Source organism: Flaviramulus basaltis, from assembly GCF_900114265.1.
GTDB lineage: Bacteria > Bacteroidota > Bacteroidia > Flavobacteriales > Flavobacteriaceae > Flaviramulus > Flaviramulus basaltis.
Map to the genome: position 1 here is coordinate 195,066 of NZ_FPKV01000001.1, position 21,165 is coordinate 216,230.

Genomic DNA, 21,165 nt, shown 5'->3' on the forward strand with positions numbered 1-21,165 from the left:
AACATAATATTAATTCATAAAAATATAAAAAATGGCATATACATTCAATCCACCAAAAAGATATTTAATGGGTCCTGGACCATCTGATGCTCATCCAAGAGTACTAAAAGCAATGGCCTCACCTTTAATTGGTCATCTAGATCCTCATTTTGTAAATATGATGGATGAAGTTAAAGACATGGTTCAAAAAGCATTTTTAACAAAAAACAACTTAACATTTGTAGTATCTGCTCCTGGAAGTGCTGGAATGGAAACCTGTTTAGTAAATTTACTAGAACCAGGAGATGAATGCATTATATGTATTAATGGTGTTTTTGGAGGTAGAATGGCAGAAATTGCTGAACGTTGTGGCGCTAAAGTTCATAAAGTAATAACGCCTTGGGGAAAAGTAACCAGCGAACAACAAATAAAAGATGCTCTAAAAGAATGTCCAAAACCAAAGCTTGTGGCTTTAGTACATGCAGAAACCTCAACAGGTGCTTTACAGCCTTTGGAAGAAATTAGCAAACTAGTTCACGAAGTAGATTCGCTTTTAGTAGTTGATGCTGTTACTTCTTTTTGTGGTGTTCCTTTAAAGGTTGATGAATGGGGAATTGATGCTATTTATACAGGATCTCAAAAAAACTTAAGTGCACCTCCAGGATTATCCCCTGTAAGTTTTTCTCCTAGAGCTATTGAAGTACTTGAAAACAGAAAAACAAAAGTACAAAGCTGGTTTTTAGATTTAAATTTAGTTAAAAATTATTGGGCTGGTGCTAAAAGAGCTTATCATCATACAGCTCCTGTTTCTGCAGTGTTTGCTTTACATGAAGCATTAAACTTAGTTATGGAAGAAGGTTTAGAAAACAGATGGAAAAGACATTATGAAGTACACGAATATCTTCAAAAAGAATTAGAAGCCCTTGGCTTTAGATATTTAGTTGATAAAGAACACAGATTACCAAATTTAAACTCGGTTTATCTACCAGAAAACGTTAAAGATGAAGCTGCTTTAAGAAATACACTCTTAAATGACTTTAATATTGAAGTTGGTGGAGGACTAGGTGATTTTGCTGGTAAAATTTGGCGTATTGGAATTATGGGTGAAAGTTGTACGCATAACCATGTTAATATGCTAATTGGAGCTTTAAAAGAAATATTGTAAAATGAAATAAAAAAATTGCCGGTTTTTTAACCGTCAATTTCTTTTAATGTTAATGCTAAAGTCTTTACGCCTTTCTCAATTTGTTCTGGAGAACTATACTCATCTGGTCTATGACTTACACCGTCTTTACTAGGTATAAAAATCATTGTAGTAGGAAACAATTGTGCCATAAACAGTGAATCATGATAAGCATGACTCGCCATTATTTTAGAAGAATACCCCAAACTATTCGTTACTTTTTCAATAGTATTTACCAATTGGGAATCACATATTGCTGGCGGATCACAGTTTAATATTTCTATTGAATATTTAATATTGCGTTTTTCACATATTTCTGCTATTTCCTGTTTTAAATCGCTTAAAGCTTTATCTCTAGTTTCAATATTAGTATCTCGCAAATCAATTTCTAAATAAGCCTCTTTAGGAATACTATTTACAGCTCTTGGTAAAATATCAAAAATTCCTGTAGTACCAACAGTATCATCACTATTCGATTTTTTTGCAATACGTTCTACAGCAATCATAATTTCTGCACCAGCAATGCCTGCATCTTTTCGAATTGGCATTAATACGGCTCCTGCATGACCTCCTTCACCAATCAAATTAACTCTTAGCGTACTTGGAGCTGCAATTTTACTTACTATACCTATATCTAACCCTTCTTTTTCTAATCTTGGACCTTGTTCTATGTGCAATTCTATAAAAGCATGATAGTAATCTTTAGAAAGTTCTACTTCATTTAAATCGCCTTTAAAGCCTGCTTCTATTCTAACATCATTTAAAAAATTACCCTCTTTATCTTTTAACTTTAATGCTTGTTCTAGTTTTAATTGTCCAGACATCATCCTACTACCCAAGCATCCTATTGCAAAACGCGTAGGTTCTTCCGCAGTAAACAATACTAATTCTATAGATCGTTTGGGTTTAAAATTTATACTTTTTAAGTATCTAATAGCTTCTAAAGCTCCAAAAACCCCAACAGTCCCATCATATTGTCCAGATAACGGAATGGCATCTATATGCGAACCCGTACCTATTGCTGCCAATTTTGGTTCGGCACCTTCCCAACGTGCATATGTATTCCCTATAGGATCAATTCGTACTTTCAAATTTAAGTCTTCACATAATGAAATGAAATATTGTCTGGCTTCTAAATCATTTTGTGTGTATAAAACTCTTGTAACCGAAGGATATTCACTTGAAGAAAAACGCGCTAATTTATCTAACTCTTCATGTAATCTTTGCATAAAATTTTAAATTGTAGTTGGAAATCGGTTAATATTTTTATAATAAATATAGACCGCTGGCTCTGTACCTAAAGCACCAAACCATTGCGGGCAATAAGGTGCCATCCAAATACTATCTCCTTTTTTAATTGGATACCATTTATCTGCTAAGCGATAAATACCTTGTCCTTCTAAATAAATTAAGCCATGTTCCATAATGTGTGTTTCAACAAATGGAAGATTAGCTCCTGGATTATATGTAAAAATATTAACTGCCATATCAAAAGATAAATTATCTTGATCTGGTAATAAATTTTGCATTAATAGATTTGGATCTTCACAATAAATATTTTGATTAATATTTGATGCATTATTAATCATCACATCTGGCACAGAATAACCTTCAAGAGGCTCATAAACTTTATGGAAGGTTAATAATTTAGTGCCTTCTTTTGCATTAGAAAAAAGGTATTCTTTTCCTATAGGTAAATATATATACGATCCTTTTTCAAGCTTATTTTTTTGATTATCAACTTTTACATCACATTCGCCTTCTAAAACATAGAAGAAAATTTGTGAATCCTTTGTCTTACCTTCTAGTTTCCCAGTATCTTTTAATGTTATTAAAAGCTGACAAAAATTGGCGCCCATAGCTTCATTAATAACCACATTAACCTCACAATTATCCCAACCTGGAACTTTACTATTTACAAATCCATCACCTGTAATAACGGCATGATCACTTTCTACAACCGATCTTGATAAGGATGTAAGTTTTATTTTATTCATAACTATTTAATTAATTAACTTTAATAAGTTCCTCCAAAAATTGATCTGATACTTTTAGAGAAACTTCTATATCTTCTGGACTAGCATATTCTTCTGGATTATGACTAATACCATCTTTACAACGCACAAATAGCATTGAAATAGGTGCAACTTTAGAAATCATAACAGCATCGTGCCCTGCTCCACTTGGTATTTCTATTGGATTAGTAATACCTATTTTATTTATACTTTTACGAAGCAAATCTTTTAATTGATTATCACATAAAACTGCTGGGTTGGTTTGCATAATTTCCCATTTAAGCCCAATATTTCTTTTTTCTGATATCTGTTTTGCTTTTTTTTGAAGTAAATCTGTTATCTGATTTAAAAATCCTTCGTCTGCACTACGAACATCTAAGCTATGACATACAAGCTCTGGAATTACATTTGAAGTATTTGATAAAACATTCATTTTCCCTACAGTTGCGACTAACTTGTCTTGATAGGCAGTGCCTGTTTTTTCTACTTCCAAAATAAATTCTGAAGCGGCACAAAGCGCATCGTACCTTAAATTCATTGGAGATGTTCCTGCATGTCCACTTACACCTTGCCAATTTACATTAATTCTAGTTTGACTTGCAATACTGCTAACCAAACAAATTGGTAAATCTTTTTCGCATAATACAGGGCCTTGTTCTATATGAATTTCATAATAGCCCAACCAATCTTGTTTTGGGATTTTATCATTAAAAATAGCTTCAAAATTTTCTGAATAATTTCTAATAGTATCACTTAAAGTTTTACCACTATCATCTTTTCTTAACAACCAGTCTTGTTTGAATTCTCCCGCTAAAGCACTACTTCCCAAATAGGCAGTATTAAACCTAGACCCTTCTTCATCGGAAAACGAAATAATGTTTAAATGAAAAGGTAAATCTTTATTTTCTTTAATCAACCTTTGCGCTATTTCTATGCCCATTATAATACCTAAAGGTCCATCAAATTTCCCAGCGTTAAATACAGTATCGTAATGAGATCCTATTACAAAGTGTTTTGCGTTTTCTACATTACTTTTATAAATCCCTCTAACATTTCCAATGTTATCACAAAGCACTTTTAAACCTGCTTGCTGCATCCATAAAACCAACAAATCTTTAGCTTTGCTATGTGCATTTGTTCCAAAAAAACGTGATAAACAATCGCTATTATCGCTAATGGAACCTAATTGTTCTAATCTATTTATTATTCTTCCTACTCTAATATCCATTCAGGTATAATAAAATTTAATTTGTGAAAATAATTAAAAACACGCTACCAATCAAAATAAACGAATAGTATTAAAATGAATAAAAATATATTTAATTTGAATAATGTACTTGTAGTAATTGTGCAACAACACTAATAGCAATCTCCTTTGGAGCATTGCCACCTATCTTTATTCCTATAGGACAAACAACATTGCTCATTCCTTCTTTAATACCCATATCATTGATTAGCATATTATTAAAACGAACACGTTTTGTATTACTACCAATTAAACCAAGAAATTTTGTTTCATTTTGCAATGCCATAGCTATAATATCAAAATCTATAGAATGATCGTGAGTTAATACTAAAACATAACAATTATTTCCCCACCGTACAGCATCTCTAAAGGTTTTAAAATCTCTAATATCAACAGGAATTTTTTTTACATGAGAGTCAAATTCTAAATCATTGAGCCAATTATTCCTTGAATCGATTAACTTTACTTGAAAAGGAGTGTTTTTTAAAATTTCACATATTTCTATTCCAATATGACCTGCTCCAAACAAAAATAACTCTGGCGATTGATTCATAGGCTCTATAATTAATTCAACTTTTCCTCCACAACATTGTTCAAATTCTGGACCTAAAGTGAATGAAATTTCTATAATTCTATTTTGATTTATGGCTTCAATGGCTTTGTCAATACTTTCAAACTCTAACTTCCCACCACCAATAGTTCCATGAATTTTCTTGTTTTTAGTAACAATTATTCTTGAGCCAACAACACAAGGTGTTGAACCCAAACATTTTGTAACAGTTATCAAAGCAACTGGCTCATGCTTTTTCTTAAAATCATTTAATATATCAATCCAGTTTTGCATATAGTTATAAGTGAATAAATGTAAACAGAATTAATAATTTAGACTGAAACTTTTTTTACTAATTTACCAACTGTTAAGCCTTGTACTAAAATAGAAAAAACAACCACTACATAAGTGATTACTAAAAACAAATCACGCTCCATAATCTCCGTTAAACTTAGTGCTAAAGCAATAGAAATACCACCTCGCAAACCTCCCCAAGTCATAATTAAATTTGTTTTGGGTACAAAATCTAATCGTTCTTTAAAGAAATTTATAGGCAATAATAAAGAAGCATATCTACACAACAATATAATTGGCACAGCTAATAATCCAGCTAAAATATACTTACCACTAAAAGCTAAAACCAACATTTCCATACCGATAAGCACAAACAAAATGGTATTTAAAAGTATATCGATTAATTCCCAAAATTTATCAACATAACTCTCTGTTATTTTAGACATTGCCGTTCCTCTTACAGTATCATTACCAACAATAAGGCCTGCAGTAACCATCGCTAAAGGCGCAGATAAATGCAATTTATGAGCAAGAACTGTTCCTCCCATAACAGCAGCTAAAGTAATTATAACCTCAATATCATAATCGTCTATAGACTTCATTAATCTGTAGGTTATCCAACCTAAAATTAAGCCTAAAACAATCCCACCAATCACCTCTTGTCCAAAGAGTTTAAATATATCAACAACTTCTATATTTTCACTTCCTAAAGATGCAATTTGAAAAATAGTTAGAAACACGACTACTCCAACACCATCGTTAAATAAAGATTCGCCAACAATTTTTGCTTCTAATTTTTTAGGGACACCAGCTTTTTTTAAAATTCCTAAAACTGCAATTGGGTCTGTTGGAGATATTAATGCTCCAAATAACAAACAATAAATAAAATCAATATTTAACCCTATTATGATTAACACATAATACATGGCAATTCCAACCAAAAATGTAGACACTAAAATACCTAAAGTAGCAAATACTAAAACTGGCCAACGCTGCACTTTAAGTTGCTCAAAATTAGTATGCAAAGCACCAGCAAATAATAAAAAACTAAGCATCACATCTAATAAAACTGTTTTAAAATCAATGCGGTTAATAATATCACGTTCTGCCTCAAGCAAAGTGTTGTCATAATAACTTAATGCAAACACACTCAATGTAAAAAGTATGGTTATTAGCATTAAACCAATAGTATTAGGAAGCTTTAAAAATCTCACATTTATATACCCAAAAACTGCCGAAAGCAAAACCAATATTGTAATTATTGAAAAGTAATCATTCATTGTTATGGTGTTTATTTATGCTAAAGTATAGCTTAAAATGTATTTTAACAATTTATGTTAAGTATTGGCAATATTTTCGACTTAAGCTATTAGATTTATATCTTTGAGTAAAAATATTTTTTATGCAAAAAACATATTACGATCCGGCAGATTTAAAAAAATTTGGAAAAATAAGTGACTGGAATAAAGAATTAGGTGATAAATTTTTTGAATACTACGGAAAAGTTTTTGAAGAAGGCGCTCTCTCTGCTAGAGAAAAATCATTAATTGCTCTTGCTGTTGCGCACGCTATACAATGTCCTTATTGTATTGATGCTTACTCGGGCGATGGTTTGCAACGCGGTATCACCAAAGAAGAAATGATGGAAGCACTTCATGTTGCAGCTGCTATTAGAGGTGGCGCTTCTTTAGTACATGGCGTGCAAATGATGAATAAAGTGAATAAATTAGAAATGTAAGCAGAGAGCTTTATTTTAATTTTCAAAATTAAGTGAATCGCTTATACTGAGAGAAGTTGAAGGATCTAAATGAAACAAACATTAATGGCAACAAAGTCCCTGCATAAACGCGAAAGCAATTTAGCTAATAGCAATAAACAATTAGAAATTCTCTCTAACGGTATTTTTCAAAGTGGTGAATTACCAACTTTTAAAAATAAAATTGCCGAAACAAATCAGTTTCCTTTAAAGGCAAAAAAGCTAGAAGTTCTTCAAATAAATGTTGGCTACATGTGCAATCAAGTATGCGAACATTGCCATGTTGATGCTGGGCCAGACCGCAAAGAAATTATGACTCGCGAGACGATGCTTCAATGCTTAGAGGTTATAAAAAACACAGGTGCACATACATTAGATTTAACTGGAGGTGCTCCAGAAATGAATCCAGATTTTCGTTGGTTTGTTGAAGAAGCTGCAAAAGCAGGTATTAAAGATTTTATTGTGCGTTCTAATTTAACTATTATTAGAGCCAATAAAAAGTATCACGATCTCCCAGAATTTTTTAAAAAATTCAATATTCATGTAGTAAGTTCTATGCCGCATTGGACTCGCGGAAAAACAGACAAGCAACGTGGCGATGGTGTTTTTGATAAATCTATAAAAGCCCTGCAAGAATTAAATGAAGTTGGTTATGGTATGCCAAATAGCAACCTCCGTTTAGATTTAGTTTACAATCCTTCTGGAGCTTTTTTACCAGGAGATCAAACTTCTATGCAAAAAGATTTTAAAAAAGCTTTAAAAGACGATTTTGATATAGAGTTTCATAATTTATTTGCTATTACCAATTTACCTATTTCAAGGTTTTTAGATTATTTAATTGCTTCAGAAAACTATGAAGATTACATGTATGCTTTAGTTGAAGCCTATAATCCAGTTGCTGTTTCTAACGTCATGTGCACAAATACCATTTCTGTAAGTTGGGATGGTTATCTATACGATTGCGATTTTAATCAAATGTTAGAATTGCCAGTAAATAGCAAAATAAAACACATATCTAACTACAATGAAGAATTATTAGAAGGTCGCGATATTGTGATTTCTCAACATTGCTATGGCTGTACAGCTGGTGCAGGAAGTAGCTGCCAAGGTGTTGTAGCTTAATTATTTTTCTATGAATAAAGAACTTGTTATTGTTTTTGTGAAAAACATAAAATTAGGCAAAGTAAAAACAAGGCTTGCCAAAACCATTGGTAATCAAGGTGCTTTTGAAGTTTACAGCGAATTAGTAAAAGTGACTGAAAATGCTACAAAAAATTTATCTGCTGATATTCGCATATACTTTTCTGACGAAGTGGTTGATACAAAATGGAAAGGCTTCAAAAAAACAACACAAAAAGGAAACGATTTAGGCGAACGTATGAAAAATGCTTTCGAAGACGGTTTTCATGATGGTTACAAACATATTGTTTTAATTGGCTCCGATTTGCCAGACATATGCAATAATCACATTAATGAAGGTTTAAATAACTTAAAGGAAAATGAAGTTGTTTTTGGACCTGCCGAAGATGGCGGTTATTACTTAATAGGAATGTCTAAAATGCACGATTTTATTTTTGAAAATAAACCATGGAGTCAATCTATTTTATTTGAAGAAACCACCAGTGAATTAAAACTTAAAAACATAAAATTCGCTACCTTAGTTACGTTAAATGATATTGATACTTTTGAAGATTTAATAACCTCAAAATTTTACAAATCGAATTTAAAATTACAAGAAAAAATAAAAAATTTACATGATTAAATATATTGAAGAAACTGTAGATTATTTAAAGCAAAAAGGCTTTGAAAAACCAGAAATAGGAATCATTTTAGGCACAGGATTAGGACAACTTATTAACGAAATAGATATTATAAAAGAAGTTAGTTATAATCACATTCCTAATTTCCCAACTGCAACAGTAGAGTTTCATAAAGGCAAACTTATTTACGGCACTTTAGCAAATAAAAAGGTAATGGTTATGCAAGGTCGTTTCCACCTATATGAAGGCTACACACTACAAGATATTACTTACCCCGTACGTGTTATGGAACAACTTGGCATTAACACATTACTTGTTTCCAATGCGGCTGGTGCAATTAATTTAGACTTCAAAAAAGGAGAATTAATGCTTATTGAAGACCATATAAATCTTCAAGGTAGCTCGCCACTTGCTTTTAAGGGTGTGGAACTTTTAGGAGAACGTTTTACAGATATGAGCGCGCCTTATGATGCAGAAATCAATTCAAAATTTAAAAACATTGCAAAAACAAATAATATTACACTCCACGAAGGTGTTTACGCCAGTGTTGTTGGTCCGCAATTAGAAACTAGAGCAGAATACCGCATGTTAAAAGTAATTGGTGCAGATGCCGTTGGGATGAGTACGGTTCCAGAAATTATTGTTGCCAATCATTTAAACTTAAAGGTTGCAGCCATATCCGTTTTAACAGACGAATGCGACCCAAGCAACTTAAAACCTGTTGATATTAGAGATATTATTGCTCATGCTGAAAAAGCTGAACCAGATATGATTGTTTTATTTAAAGAATTAATAAAAACACTTTAACGTCATTCTAAAAGAAATAAAGCAATCTCATAAAAAGATTGACACAGTATTTCAATTTTTAGCAATGATATAAAAATACATAAAATGAGTTATTTAGAAACCACACACGATGTATACAAAGAAGCAGCATTAACTCCAGACGTTGGTTTATGCTGTACCACAAACCCTATTTGGGAATTACCAGGATTAAAAATTCCTAAAATTATGCAAGAAATGAATTATGGTTGTGGTTCTACTGTTCATGCTCGCGATTTAACTAACAATCCAAAAATGCTTTATGTTGGTGTTGGTGGCGGTATGGAACTTTTACAATTCGCATATTTTAATCGTGAAAAAGGAGGTGTTGTAGGCATTGATGTGGTTGACGAAATGCTTGAAGCCTCAAGGAAAAATTTTATTGAAGCAGAAGCTCAAAATACTTGGTTTAGAAGTGAATTTGTAGACCTTAAAAAGGGAGATGCTATGAATTTACCTGTTGAAGACAATAGCATAGATGTAGCCGCTCAAAATTGCTTGTTCAACATTTTTAAGGCAGATGATTTAAAAAAAGCCATCGCAGAAATGTACCGAGTTTTAAAACCCCATGGTAAATTGGTTATGAGTGATCCTACTTGTGAGCAGGAAATGAATGCTAATTTACGCAATGATGATAGATTAAGAGCTCTTTGTTTAAGTGGAAGCTTACCAATTAAAGAATACGTAAAAGCCTTAACCGATGCTGGTTTTGGAACCATTGAAATTAGAGCCAGAAAACCTTATAGAATTTTAGACCCTAAAAACTATCCAACAGACGAATTAATATACATTGAATCTATTGAAGTGGCAGCAATAAAAGACCCAATGCCTCAAGATGGACCATGTATATTTACAGGAAAAGCAGCTATTTATTATGGCAGTGACGATTATTTTGATGATAAAGCTGGCCATGTTTTACTTAAAAATCAGCCTTTAGCCATTTGCGATAAAACAGCAGGTGCCCTAGCTTCATTAAATAGAGATGATATTTTTATTAGCGAATCTACTTTTCATTATGATGGTGGTGGATGTTGTTAAGCCATTAATCACCATTTGATAATCTTATAAGTGGAGAAATATTTAGACATTTTAAAAAAATCTTATTCTGGTTATTGGAACTATCTTAAACATGAGATATTTTTTCCAAATAACTGGGATAATTATTTTTATGGCTTAATTGCTATTTCTCTTATTGTTTGGCTATTAGAAATTATTTTTCCATGGCGGAAGAACCAATCTTTTTTTCGAAAAGATTTTTGGCTGGACACTTTTTACATGTTCTTTAATTTTTTTCTATTAAACCTTATTGTTTTAATTGCTTTATCTAATACGGTTGCCGAATTTTTTAATGACATATTAAAAACAGTTGGATTATCACTTTCTAGCTTTAAGGTTTTTAATGCAGATGATTTACCAAAATGGTTAGGTTTAATCATTTTTTTCCTAGTTTCAGATTTTGTTCAGTGGAATACTCATCGTTTATTGCACCGTGTACCTTTTCTTTGGAATTTTCATAAAGTCCATCATTCTGTAAAAGAAATGGGGTTTGCAGCACACTTACGTTATCATTGGATGGAACCTGTGGTTTACAAATCGTTATTATATATTCCATTAGCATTAATAGCTAATTACAAAGCACAAGATGTGGCAATTGTTTATTTTTTTAGTATTGCTATAGGACACTTTAATCATGCAAATTTAGGATGGGATTACGGTTTTTTAAAATACGTTTTTAATAATCCGAAAATGCATATTTGGCATCACGCTAAGCAATTACCTCAACACGTAAGTTATGGTGTGAATTTTGGACTAACTTTAAGTATTTGGGATTACCTTTTTAGAAGCGATTACATTCCGCATAATGGAAGAGATATTGAGTTAGGTTTTGAAGGTGATGAAAATTTCCCAAAAGGATTTTTAAATCAGGAATTATATCCATTATCAAAAAGTAAATGATAAAACGTTTAATAGCATTAATCACTTTTATTTTTATTAGCTTTAATAGTCACACTCAAAAAATAGACTATTCGCTTTGGACCTCCTTTTTAGAAAAAAATGTGACCTCTAACGGAAAAATAAATTACAAAGCTATCAAGGAAGATGAAGCAGATTTAAAAATTTACTTAAATCAATTTATAAAAACACCACCTCAAGATTCATGGTCTAAAAACGAAATATTAGCCTACTGGATTAATGCTTACAATGCGTTTACTATTAAACTCATAGTTGATAATTACCCTGTAAAAAGTATTAAAGACATAAAAAAACCATGGGATAAAAAATTTATTCCAATTGATGGAGACATTATTTCATTAAATTATATTGAGCATGATATTCTTCGTAAAATGAATGAACCTCGTATTCATTTTGCTATTGTTTGCGCTTCATTTTCTTGTCCTAAATTACTAAACAAAGCATACACTTCTAATAATTTGGATAATCAGCTAACTCAAGCAACAAAAGATTTCCTTAAAGATTCTCATAAAAATAAAATCTCTGAAGATAGTTTAGAGTTATCAAAAATATTTCAATGGTTTACTAACGATTTCAAACAAAACGGAAGTTTAATCCATTTTTTAAATCAATATTCAAACATTAAAATTTCAGAAAAAGCAAAGGTTGAATACAAAGACTATAATTGGAATTTAAATGAGTAAAATTTCTATAGTTATTCCCATTTTAAATGAAGAAGTCTTTATAGGTAAACTAATAGAACATTTACACGCTAATTCTTCTGCAAAACATATCTCTGAAATTATAGTTGTTGATGGAGGAAGTTTAGATAATTCAAAAAACATTGTATCTCAATTCAAAAATACTATTCTTTTAAACTCAAAAAAAGGGCGTGCAAAACAAATGAATTTTGGTGCTAAACATGCTACTGGAAATATTCTTTATTTTTTACATGCCGATTCTTTTCCTCCAAAACATTTTGATGAATTAATTATAAATGAAGTTAAAAAAGGCCATAAAGCTGGATGTTTTAGAATGCAGTTTGATAGCAATCATTGGTGGTTAAAACTTGCTAGTTGGCTAACAAAATTTAGTTGGAGAGCTTGCAGAGGTGGTGACCAAAGTCAATTTATAATAAAATCTTTATTTGATGAAATAGGTGGTTTTAATGAACGCTATATTATTTATGAAGATAATATTTTAATTAACGAATTATACGCTAGAAAACAGTTTATAGTAATTAATAAAAAGTTAAAATCTTCAGCAAGAATGTATAAAAAGCATGGCGTTTGGAAACTTCAATATCACTATTGGTCTATTTATATAAAAAAGTTGCTTGGTGCAGATGCCAATGAATTATACAACTATTATAAAAAGCATATTTGCTAATAAAATCAACCCTTATTTCGTCCCTTTTCATCTGGATATAAAGAAGGCAAATTATCACTTTGAAAAATGGCTTTTGTATTTACATTTATTGCAGATAATTTCCCTGTAAAAGCAGCACCAGTATCAATATTCCAAACATTAACTGCATGCATTGGCACTTCTTGCTTAAAATTAATTGTAGGCGTGTGTCCTATAAAAATTTCTTGGTAATGTTTAAGTCGGTTTGGATATAAAAGCGAATCTGTTTTAATACCATTATCCATACTCAATGCCATTTCCCACAAGGTTCTATCATAAAAAAATGTGGATTGAAAAACTTCTTTTTCGACACCATGCATTGAGGTAAAACCAGCATGAAGAAACAACCTGTTTTCATCATCTAAATAATATAGTGGCATATTTTCAAAAAACTCTAAATGGCGCTTTTTATCATCTTTAGAGAGACCTATATAACTTTCTATAGTTTCCTTTCCACCATGCATGTACCAAGTTGGGTTAACATCATCAGATTTTAACCAATCTTCACACCAAACATCATGATTTCCTTTTATAAAAACACAGTTTATAGTTTGAGATAATTCCATTAAAAACTCAATAACCTGAGCCGATTCACTCCATCCATCAACATAATCACCCATAAAAATAAGAGTGTCTTCGTCTTTAACTTCAATTTTATTTAGCAGCTGTATTAAAGCCTTTAAACCTCCATGTATATCTCCTATTGCAAAAATTCGCATAAGTAAATTCTTTTTCAACAAAACTAATGATTTTTTAAAATTATAAAAAAAGCCTTACACTATTTTAAACTGTAATTTTGCTTTATTAAAGCTTCAACTGGTTTATTTTGCGGTGTGAACATGTGGTTTTTTTCTCCTCCAACTTCATCATGTCTGTTAAACCACTTCCATATAAACCCACCAGCAAACCAATCTTCCTTCCAAAAGGTTTCATATAAAGCTTGAGTCGTGTTCGTTTGTGCTTCAAGATTTACTTGGTTCATCGTTCTATCGCTTTTCCACGGTTCTTTTCCAGAATAATCAACACTTCGGTAGCCGTACTCGGTAAATAAAATGGGTTTATTATTATTTTTACTTATAGATATAATTTCCTTCTTATGCTTTTCCCAGCCTTTTAAACATTCTTCTAATGTTGGTGTTTTACTCTGGCTAACTGGAAAATAAGCATCAATCCCAATATAATCTAGCTTACTCCAAAATGGTGTTCTATCAAATTCATTCCAATTGGCGGCGTAGGTTAATTTGCCCTTATAAATTGTTTTAATTTTTTTAATTAATGAAAACCAATATTCGGGTCTGTTGTCTATAAATCGTTCTAATTCTGTACCAATACAGAAAATTTCAACATTCATTTCCTCAGCTAATTCGGCATATTCTAATATAAATTCGGAATAAGTTTTTTCTAAAGCTTTCCAATTTTCCTCACTTTTCATTTGTATTAAACCTGTAAACTCACCTCGCCAAACCCAAATCTGGGGTTTTATCATAATTTTAATATTATTTTTATGGAGCTCATTAATATATTGCTTTGCTCCTGCTCTAGTTTCTCCAAACCACTGTCTATCGGTATTATGAATAATCTCTGGATGTTCTAAATTTTTTATAAAACCGAACGGCATTATCGCTGCATAATTTGCATTTACATTAATAATTGGCTTAATATTATTTTCTTTAATACTATCTCTTGAAGCTACAAAACTCACACCATTAATCTTATATGGCTTAATAGGAGTCATTGCACAAGAACTTAAAAACAATAAAAAACACAATGTTAAAAAGACTCTCATATTCTACATTTATTCATTAAATTTAAACAAATTGAAAACACCAAGTTAAGGTTTTAACAAAAGCTTCGACAAAATTTCAACCAAACAAAACCAATGGAACACATTGTTATTATAGGAAATGGTATTTCTGGAGTTACTGCTGCTAGACATATTAGAAAACTTTCCAACAAAAAAATCACTATCATTTCAGCTGAAACAGATTATTTCTTTTCTCGCACCGCACTCATGTATATTTATATGGGCCATATGAAATTTGAACACACTAAACCTTATGAAGATTGGTTTTGGAAGAAAAACAACATTGAGCTTAAAAATGGTTATGTAAAAACAATAGATACTGTTTCTAAAACACTTCAATTTGCGGAAGGAGATAACATGCCTTACGACAAGCTTATTATTGCTACTGGTAGTAAACCCAATAAATTTGGATGGGCAGGGCAAGATTTAAATGGTGTTATGGGTATGTACCATAAACAAGATTTGGATACTCTTGAAAAGCATGCACCAAATAATAAAATGTGCAAACGTGCTGTAATTGTTGGAGGCGGTTTAATTGGTATTGAACTTGCCGAAATGTTAAACTCTCGAAATATTCCAGTAACATTTTTAGTTAGAGAAAGTAGCTTTTGGAACGGCGTTTTACCCGAAAACGAGAGCCAAATGATTAACAGGCACATAAAAAATCATCATATCGATTTACGCTTAAGCACCAATTTAAAAGAAATTATTTCTGATGAAAATGGCAAAGTAAAGTCTATAATTATTGAAGAAACGGGTGAAGAAATTTTTTGTGATGTGGTTGGTTTAACTGCTGGTGTTTCACCAAATATAGATTTTCTAAAAAATTCGAATATTGAAACCAATCGTGGCGTCAAAGTCAATCGTTTTTTGGAGACCAATATACCAGATGTTTATGCCATTGGTGATTGTGCAGAACAACATGAAGGTATTAACCAACGTAAACCTATAGAAGCTGTTTGGTATACAGGACGCATGATGGGTGAAACTATTGCGCAAACCATATGCGGAAATCGTATTCAATACAATCCTGGACATTGGTTTAATTCGGCAAAATTTTTAGATATTGAATATCAAACCTATGGTTGGGTTTTTGGAAATAAAGCAAAACCAGATTATGAACAACATTTTCATTGGAAACATGAAGATGACACCAAATGTATTACTGTAGCTTATCATAAAGAAACTAATGAGTTTTTAGGAATAAATACTTTTGGTATTAGAATGCGTCATGAAACATTTAATACTTGGCTAACCGAAAAACGCGATGTAAATTATGTTATAGAACACTTAAAAGAAGCTAATTTTGAACCTGAGTTTTATAAAACTTTTGAATCAGATATACTTTCGGCATATAAAAACCAACTACAAATCGTATAATAAATACCATATGAGTAATAAATTAAATCATAGTATGTCTTTGGCTAAACCTGAGGCTAACGATTTATCTTCAAAACAAAAAATTGCTGTTTTTATAGGCGTTGTTGGGCTTTTCATTCTAACATTAGCGTTGTTAAATATCAACTTTCCTAATAAAACATTATTTCTAACCTTGTCTTTAGGATGTATAGCTGCTGGAACCGTAATTTTTACAAACGATCTGTATTTAACCAAATTAGAAGGCATTAAAAATGATGGTGTTTGGTTTAAATCTATATCATCAAAAGGTGTTTTGGGCTGGGTTACAGGTATTGTACTAACACTTTTTTACATCGTTCTTTATTTTTATCCATCTCTATTGGGTTTAGGTCAAAAAGGAGAAAGTAATACCGGTTTAATTGCTTTATTTGATCCATTGAGTCAATTATTAAGCGGAAGACCAGCGAGCCAATGGTTTGTTTACGGAACATTATACACTTTAGCTATTTTAGTGTTTGGTTATAAGTTTATGCTTAAATACCGTCATAATAAATACCAGCAGTTACGAACGGCTTCGGTTATGTTTTTTCAATTGGCATTTGCTTTTTTAATCCCCGAATTTATGTATCGCTTAAATTCAGATTTACCATATTACGATTTAAAAAGTATATGGCCATTAAACTATTATAATTTTGAGCGTTACAGAATAAATCAGTTTATTGATGCTGGCGATATTGGTTTGGCTTTATTAATATTCGGAGTTGTTTCCATTTTCATTATCACCCCTATTCTTACATACAAATATGGAAAACGTTGGTATTGTTCGTGGGTTTGCGGTTGTGGTGGTTTAGCCGAAACTGTTGGAGATCCTTTTAGACAATTAAGTGATAAACGTCAAGTCGCTTGGAAAATAGAACGTTGGGTAATACACAGTGTTTTAGTATTTGTAGTTTTAATGACTACTGCTGTTATTTATTCTTATTTGGGTAAAGACAGTAGTAAATATTGGCTAACAAGAGATGTTTTTTTAGGTTTAGTCGCAGGGTTTTTAACGCTCATTTTTGCCTTAACGCTCATTTTTAAACGAAAAGAATTAGGCAAAGATGCTATTTATGGTGCTATTGGTTATCTTGTAATTATTATCACTTTAATTGGTTTGCATTATTTTAGTTCAGGCTCAAAACTCTTTCTATTTAAATCTGAAACTTTGCGTACAACCTATGCTTTTTTAATAGGTTCTATATTTTCTGGAGTTATTGGCACAGGCTTCTATCCTATTTTTGGAAGTCGGGTTTGGTGCCGCTTTGGATGTCCAATGGCTGCTGTTTTAGGTTTCCAACAGCGTATGTTTTCTAAATTTAGAATTACTACTAATGGCGGACAATGTATTTCCTGCGGTAATTGTTCTACCTATTGTGAAATGGGAATTGATGTGCGTGCTTATGCACAAAAAGGTGAAAATATTGTACGCTCAAGTTGTGTTGGTTGCGGTATTTGTAGTGCTGTTTGCCCAAGAGGTGTTTTAAAATTAGAAAATGACACTATGAAAGGACGCATTAATCCTACAGAAATCTTATTAGGAAATGATGTGGATTTAATGGATTTTATTAATAACAAATAATCTAAAAATGATTGTACTTTTGTGCTCTGAAAATTTAAAATTTAAATGACCAACATAAAAGTCATCATACCTGCTTATAACGAAGCAGATTCTATTGCTCACGTAATTAATGATATTCCTGATATTGTAAATGAAATTATAGTTGTAAGCAATAATTCTACTGATGATACTGAAATTAATGCAAAAAAAGCAGGCGCAACTATTTTAACCGAAAGCAATAAAGGTTATGGTTATGCTTGCTTAAAAGGCATGAATTACATAGCAAACCAAAAAGAAAAAACAGATATTGTTGTTTTTTTAGATGGTGATTATAGTGATTACCCTGAAGAGTTAAACAAAATAGTCGAACCAATAATTAAAGATAATATCGATTTTGTAATAGGTGCACGCGTTAAAAACCTAAGAGAACAAGGCTCGATGACGATTCCTCAAATTTTTGGCAATTGGCTAGCAACCAACTTAATGCGACTATTTTTTAATGCAAAATTTACAGATCTTGGCCCTTTTAGAGCTATAAAATACAATACCCTTTTAGCTCTGAAAATGGAAGACAAAACCTATGGTTGGACGGTAGAAATGCAACTTAAAGCACTTAAACAAAAACTTACATACGTCGAAATACCAGTAAACTATAGGAATAGAATTGGTGTTTCAAAGGTGTCAGGTACAATAAAAGGTGCTATATTTGCAGGCGTAAAAATCTTAGGTTGGATTTTTAAATACAGTATTAAAAAATGATTCTAGAAACAACAGTTATAGTTATTTACACCATTGCACTTTTGCTTATATTCATGTACGCATTGGCGCAACTAAATCTGCTATTCAATTATCTTTCTTCTAAAAAGAAAGAAGATACATGTTGCCAATTTGACTTCTCAAACCCAGACGAAATTCCGTTTATAACCATACAACTACCTGTTTATAACGAAATGTATGTTATGGATCGTTTGCTAGATAATATTGCTTTAATTGACTATCCAAAAAATAAGTTAGAAATTCAAGTGTTAGATGATTCAACTGATGAAACCGTTGAAACTACAAGAGAACACATTGAAAAAATTAAAGCTACAGGATTAGATATTCAACATATTACCAGAACAGATCGTTCTGGATTTAAGGCTGGTGCACTTAAAGAAGGATTAAAAATAGCTAAAGGTGAATTTATTGCTATTTTCGACTCAGATTTTTTACCTAAAAAAGACTGGTTAAAAAAAACTATTCCATATTTTAAAGATGAACAAATAGGTGTGGTACAAACCCGTTGGGGACACATTAACCGCAACTATTCTATACTTACCAAAATTCAAGCTTTTGCTTTAGATGCTCATTTTACATTAGAGCAAGTAGGTAGAAATAGTAAAGGGCATTTCATTAATTTTAATGGAACTGCAGGTGTTTGGAGAAAATCTTGTATTCTAGATGCAGGAAATTGGGAAGGAGATACTTTAACAGAAGATCTTGATTTAAGCTACCGCGCTCAACTAAAAAACTGGAAATTCAAATACCTTGAAGATGTTGAAACTCCTGCCGAACTTCCTGTGGTTATTAGTGCTGCACGTTCTCAACAATTTAGATGGAATAAAGGTGGTGCCGAAAACTTTAGAAAAATGATGTGGCGCGTTCTTAAAAACGAAAACATCTCAACTAAAACAAAAGTTCACGGGTTACTACATTTATTAAATAGCACTATGTTTTTAAATGTGCTTATTGTTGGGGTTTTAAGCATCCCAATGCTTTATATAAAAAATGAATACGCTCATTTAAAACCATATTTTTATGTAATGAGTTTCTTTGTACTTAGCACTATAATATTTTTTGTGTGTTATTGGTTTATGTACAAAAATATGTATGGTAGTGGTATAAAAAACTTTATACGCTATATAGGTATGTTTTTTGTGTTTTTCTCAATAGCTATGGGCTTTTCATTACATAATTCCATTGCTGTTTTAGAAGGCCATTTAGGCAAGAAAAGTGAATTTGTACGTACACCTAAATTCAATATTAGTGCGTTTAAAGACAACTGGAAAAACAACAAATACATGAAGAAAACAATATCTATACATGTTGTTTTTGAAGGCTTACTTATGCTATATTTTGGTTTTGGTATGTACAGTGCTTTTATTGTAGGTAATCAAGGTGGAGATTTTGGCCTTTTTCCTTTTCACCTTATGTTATTTGTAGGTTTTGGTTATGTCTTTTTTAAATCGATAGCTTCTAAAGTTTAATATCTAAATCAATACGAGCTCTACTTCCGGTTTCTTTAAAAGCTCCATAAGGAACTAACTGATCAACAAAATACCATTTCATTTTAAGTGTCATTTTTTGGTTTAAAGCATAGCCTCCAACAAGTTCAATACCTTTGAAATTTGTTAAGCGTCCGTCGGGAGAATCAAAAGAAGAATAATCCCATCTTGCCCAATCGTTTTGTGCAAAAAAATCAACCGCTGCATATTGTTCTAAATTGGTATAAGTTACTTTAAACAACCAATCACCTTGGGTTTTTAATTGCCCAAAGGTAATACCAATTACAAATCCATTTTTTTGGTTTTTGAAGTTTGATTCAATATTATCATTGCTATCATAATTTTCTAAATTTGAATAATAATCTGCTTCAAAATTTACATTAGGCTTACTTAATAGTTTCAATTTTGTTCCTAGATGCAAAATGGAATAATTAAAAACAAAATCGGCATTACCATCTGGTATATTAGGTATATTTTTAAAATAGTAAAATGATGGATATACTTTTAACTTACTATCAAACAAACTAAAAGATGCCTGAAAACCCTCAAAATAACTATCGTTTTCAAAAGAATTTCCAGAGGTATTAATAATAAAATGCCCGCCACTAAGGTCTAGCTGATTAACAAATTTAGATTTAATAATAAAACGCTTCTTTAAAAAAAAACCTTCAGGATATACATTATCACTCCAAAACAATTCGTTACTTTTTTCAAAAGGAAATGTGTTTTTCCCAGCCCAAATCAAAAAGCCCTTATGTTTTGCTTCAAAAAATACTTTCTCAAACCCTATTGGCAATGTATTAAACTCACCATAACCATCGCCTAAAGTAAGTTGCGGGTCTTGTTGTTTATCTGGCTGTCCAGTTCTTATTCTGGCACCAATAGTAGCCCATTGATTTATATTATAACTACCTCCTAATCTAACTCTATATCTTAATCGCGACCTGTTGTCCCTAAAAGTACCATCCGTTTTTTTTGAGTCCCAATCTTGCTCTACTCTAAACCTAAAATCTCCTGTAAATGTAAATTTTGATGAAGATGTATCTGTTTGTGCATTAACACTTAAAACATAACATAACAAACCAATTATAAGAGTAGTTTTTCCCAATGTGATAAAATATAGTTTAGCAAATTATAAAAAAAGTGATTATGTATTTAATACTATTTTTAAAT

21 protein-coding genes are annotated in these 21,165 nt (G+C 31.5%); 13 read left to right on the forward strand and 8 right to left on the reverse strand.

All coding sequences use genetic code 11. From position 1 onward, the window contains the following. Positions 1-31: 31 nt before the first annotated feature. Complete coding sequence (locus BT151_RS00900) at positions 32-1,144, forward strand: pyridoxal-phosphate-dependent aminotransferase family protein (protein WP_072399727.1); 1,113 nt, start codon at positions 32-34, stop codon at positions 1,142-1,144. Between the two features lie 26 nt (positions 1,145-1,170). Here the strand turns inward: BT151_RS00900 and BT151_RS00905 are convergent, their stop codons facing one another. From BT151_RS00905 to BT151_RS00925, 5 genes are all read right to left on the reverse strand, one after another. Next, positions 1,171-2,391 carry a M20 family metallo-hydrolase gene (locus tag BT151_RS00905; protein ID WP_072399729.1) on the reverse strand — a complete coding sequence of 407 codons (1,221 nt, stop codon included), beginning with the start codon at positions 2,389-2,391 and terminating at the stop codon, positions 1,171-1,173. A 6-nt stretch (positions 2,392-2,397) separates the two neighbouring features. After that, positions 2,398-3,159 (reverse strand): (S)-ureidoglycine aminohydrolase, encoded by a 762-nt coding sequence (gene allE / locus BT151_RS00910; protein ID WP_216231055.1) that lies wholly within the window; start codon positions 3,157-3,159, stop codon positions 2,398-2,400. A gap of 10 nt (positions 3,160-3,169) precedes the next feature. Next, entirely contained in the window at positions 3,170-4,405 is a 1,236-nt protein-coding gene (locus BT151_RS00915; RefSeq protein WP_072399731.1) for a M20 family metallo-hydrolase, read from the reverse strand. 91 nt (positions 4,406-4,496) lie between these two features. Continuing rightward, positions 4,497-5,267, reverse strand: a complete 771-nt coding sequence (xdhC, locus tag BT151_RS00920; protein ID WP_072399733.1) for a xanthine dehydrogenase accessory protein XdhC — start codon at positions 5,265-5,267, stop codon at positions 4,497-4,499. Positions 5,268-5,305: 38 nt separating this feature from the next. Continuing rightward, complete coding sequence (locus BT151_RS00925) at positions 5,306-6,547, reverse strand: cation:proton antiporter (RefSeq protein WP_072399735.1); 1,242 nt, start codon at positions 6,545-6,547, stop codon at positions 5,306-5,308. 122 nt (positions 6,548-6,669) lie between these two features. On the opposite strand from BT151_RS00925, the gene BT151_RS00930 reads away from it, so the two are divergent. The 8 genes from BT151_RS00930 to BT151_RS00965 all read left to right on the forward strand — a co-directional run bounded on the left by BT151_RS00930 (position 6,670) and on the right by BT151_RS00965 (position 12,947). Next, entirely contained in the window at positions 6,670-7,005 is a 336-nt protein-coding gene (locus BT151_RS00930) for an arsenosugar biosynthesis-associated peroxidase-like protein (RefSeq protein ID WP_072399736.1), read from the forward strand. An 84-nt stretch (positions 7,006-7,089) separates the two neighbouring features. Beyond that, the gene (arsS, locus tag BT151_RS00935; protein ID WP_072400946.1) at positions 7,090-8,145 is read left to right on the forward strand and encodes an arsenosugar biosynthesis radical SAM (seleno)protein ArsS; all 1,056 of its coding nucleotides are present in this window, start codon (positions 7,090-7,092) and stop codon (positions 8,143-8,145) included. A gap of 10 nt (positions 8,146-8,155) precedes the next feature. Beyond that, complete coding sequence (locus BT151_RS00940; RefSeq protein WP_072399738.1) at positions 8,156-8,785, forward strand: TIGR04282 family arsenosugar biosynthesis glycosyltransferase; 630 nt, start codon at positions 8,156-8,158, stop codon at positions 8,783-8,785. Continuing rightward, positions 8,778-9,590 (forward strand): purine-nucleoside phosphorylase, encoded by an 813-nt coding sequence (locus BT151_RS00945; RefSeq protein WP_072399740.1) that lies wholly within the window; start codon positions 8,778-8,780, stop codon positions 9,588-9,590. Before BT151_RS00940 ends, BT151_RS00945 begins: the two co-directional genes overlap by 8 nt. 84 nt (positions 9,591-9,674) lie before the next feature. After that, positions 9,675-10,643 (forward strand): arsenosugar biosynthesis arsenite methyltransferase ArsM, encoded by a 969-nt coding sequence (arsM, locus tag BT151_RS00950; protein WP_072399742.1) that lies wholly within the window; start codon positions 9,675-9,677, stop codon positions 10,641-10,643. 30 nt (positions 10,644-10,673) lie between these two features. Next, complete coding sequence (locus tag BT151_RS00955; protein ID WP_072399744.1) at positions 10,674-11,561, forward strand: sterol desaturase family protein; 888 nt, start codon at positions 10,674-10,676, stop codon at positions 11,559-11,561. Then, on the forward strand, positions 11,558-12,262 hold the full coding sequence (locus BT151_RS00960; RefSeq protein ID WP_072399746.1) for a DUF547 domain-containing protein: 705 nt from the start codon (positions 11,558-11,560) through the stop codon (positions 12,260-12,262). The genes BT151_RS00955 and BT151_RS00960 overlap by 4 nt, the downstream gene beginning before the upstream one ends. After that, entirely contained in the window at positions 12,255-12,947 is a 693-nt protein-coding gene (locus tag BT151_RS00965) for a TIGR04283 family arsenosugar biosynthesis glycosyltransferase (protein ID WP_072399748.1), read from the forward strand. The genes BT151_RS00960 and BT151_RS00965 overlap by 8 nt, the downstream gene beginning before the upstream one ends. A gap of 5 nt (positions 12,948-12,952) precedes the next feature. On the opposite strand, the gene BT151_RS00970 is transcribed toward BT151_RS00965, so the two are convergent. Beyond that, on the reverse strand, positions 12,953-13,684 hold the full coding sequence (locus BT151_RS00970) for a metallophosphoesterase family protein (protein ID WP_072399750.1): 732 nt from the start codon (positions 13,682-13,684) through the stop codon (positions 12,953-12,955). 59 nt (positions 13,685-13,743) lie between these two features. Then, entirely contained in the window at positions 13,744-14,700 is a 957-nt protein-coding gene (locus tag BT151_RS00975; RefSeq protein ID WP_143144228.1) for a glycoside hydrolase family 113, read from the reverse strand. Positions 14,701-14,844: 144 nt separating this feature from the next. Between BT151_RS00975 and BT151_RS00980 the strand changes: the two genes are divergently transcribed. Genes BT151_RS00980 through BT151_RS00995 form a run of 4 tightly spaced genes read left to right on the forward strand, consistent with a single transcriptional unit; the run spans position 14,845 to position 19,974 of the window. Beyond that, positions 14,845-16,149, forward strand: a complete 1,305-nt coding sequence (locus BT151_RS00980) for an NAD(P)/FAD-dependent oxidoreductase (RefSeq protein WP_072399754.1) — start codon at positions 14,845-14,847, stop codon at positions 16,147-16,149. A 10-nt stretch (positions 16,150-16,159) separates the two neighbouring features. Further along, on the forward strand, positions 16,160-17,749 hold the full coding sequence (locus BT151_RS00985) for a 4Fe-4S binding protein (protein ID WP_072399755.1): 1,590 nt from the start codon (positions 16,160-16,162) through the stop codon (positions 17,747-17,749). Between the two features lie 45 nt (positions 17,750-17,794). Then, a complete protein-coding gene (locus BT151_RS00990; protein ID WP_072399756.1) occupies positions 17,795-18,487 on the forward strand; it encodes a glycosyltransferase family 2 protein in 693 nt (230 codons plus the stop codon). Next, entirely contained in the window at positions 18,484-19,974 is a 1,491-nt protein-coding gene (locus tag BT151_RS00995; RefSeq protein WP_072399757.1) for a cellulose synthase family protein, read from the forward strand. Before BT151_RS00990 ends, BT151_RS00995 begins: the two co-directional genes overlap by 4 nt. Here BT151_RS00995 and BT151_RS01000 read toward each other — a convergent pair. Beyond that, on the reverse strand, positions 19,964-21,100 hold the full coding sequence (locus BT151_RS01000) for a putative porin (protein WP_072399758.1): 1,137 nt from the start codon (positions 21,098-21,100) through the stop codon (positions 19,964-19,966). The two genes, BT151_RS00995 and BT151_RS01000, sit on opposite strands and share 11 nt — an antisense overlap. Between the last annotated feature and the right edge of the window lie 65 nt (positions 21,101-21,165).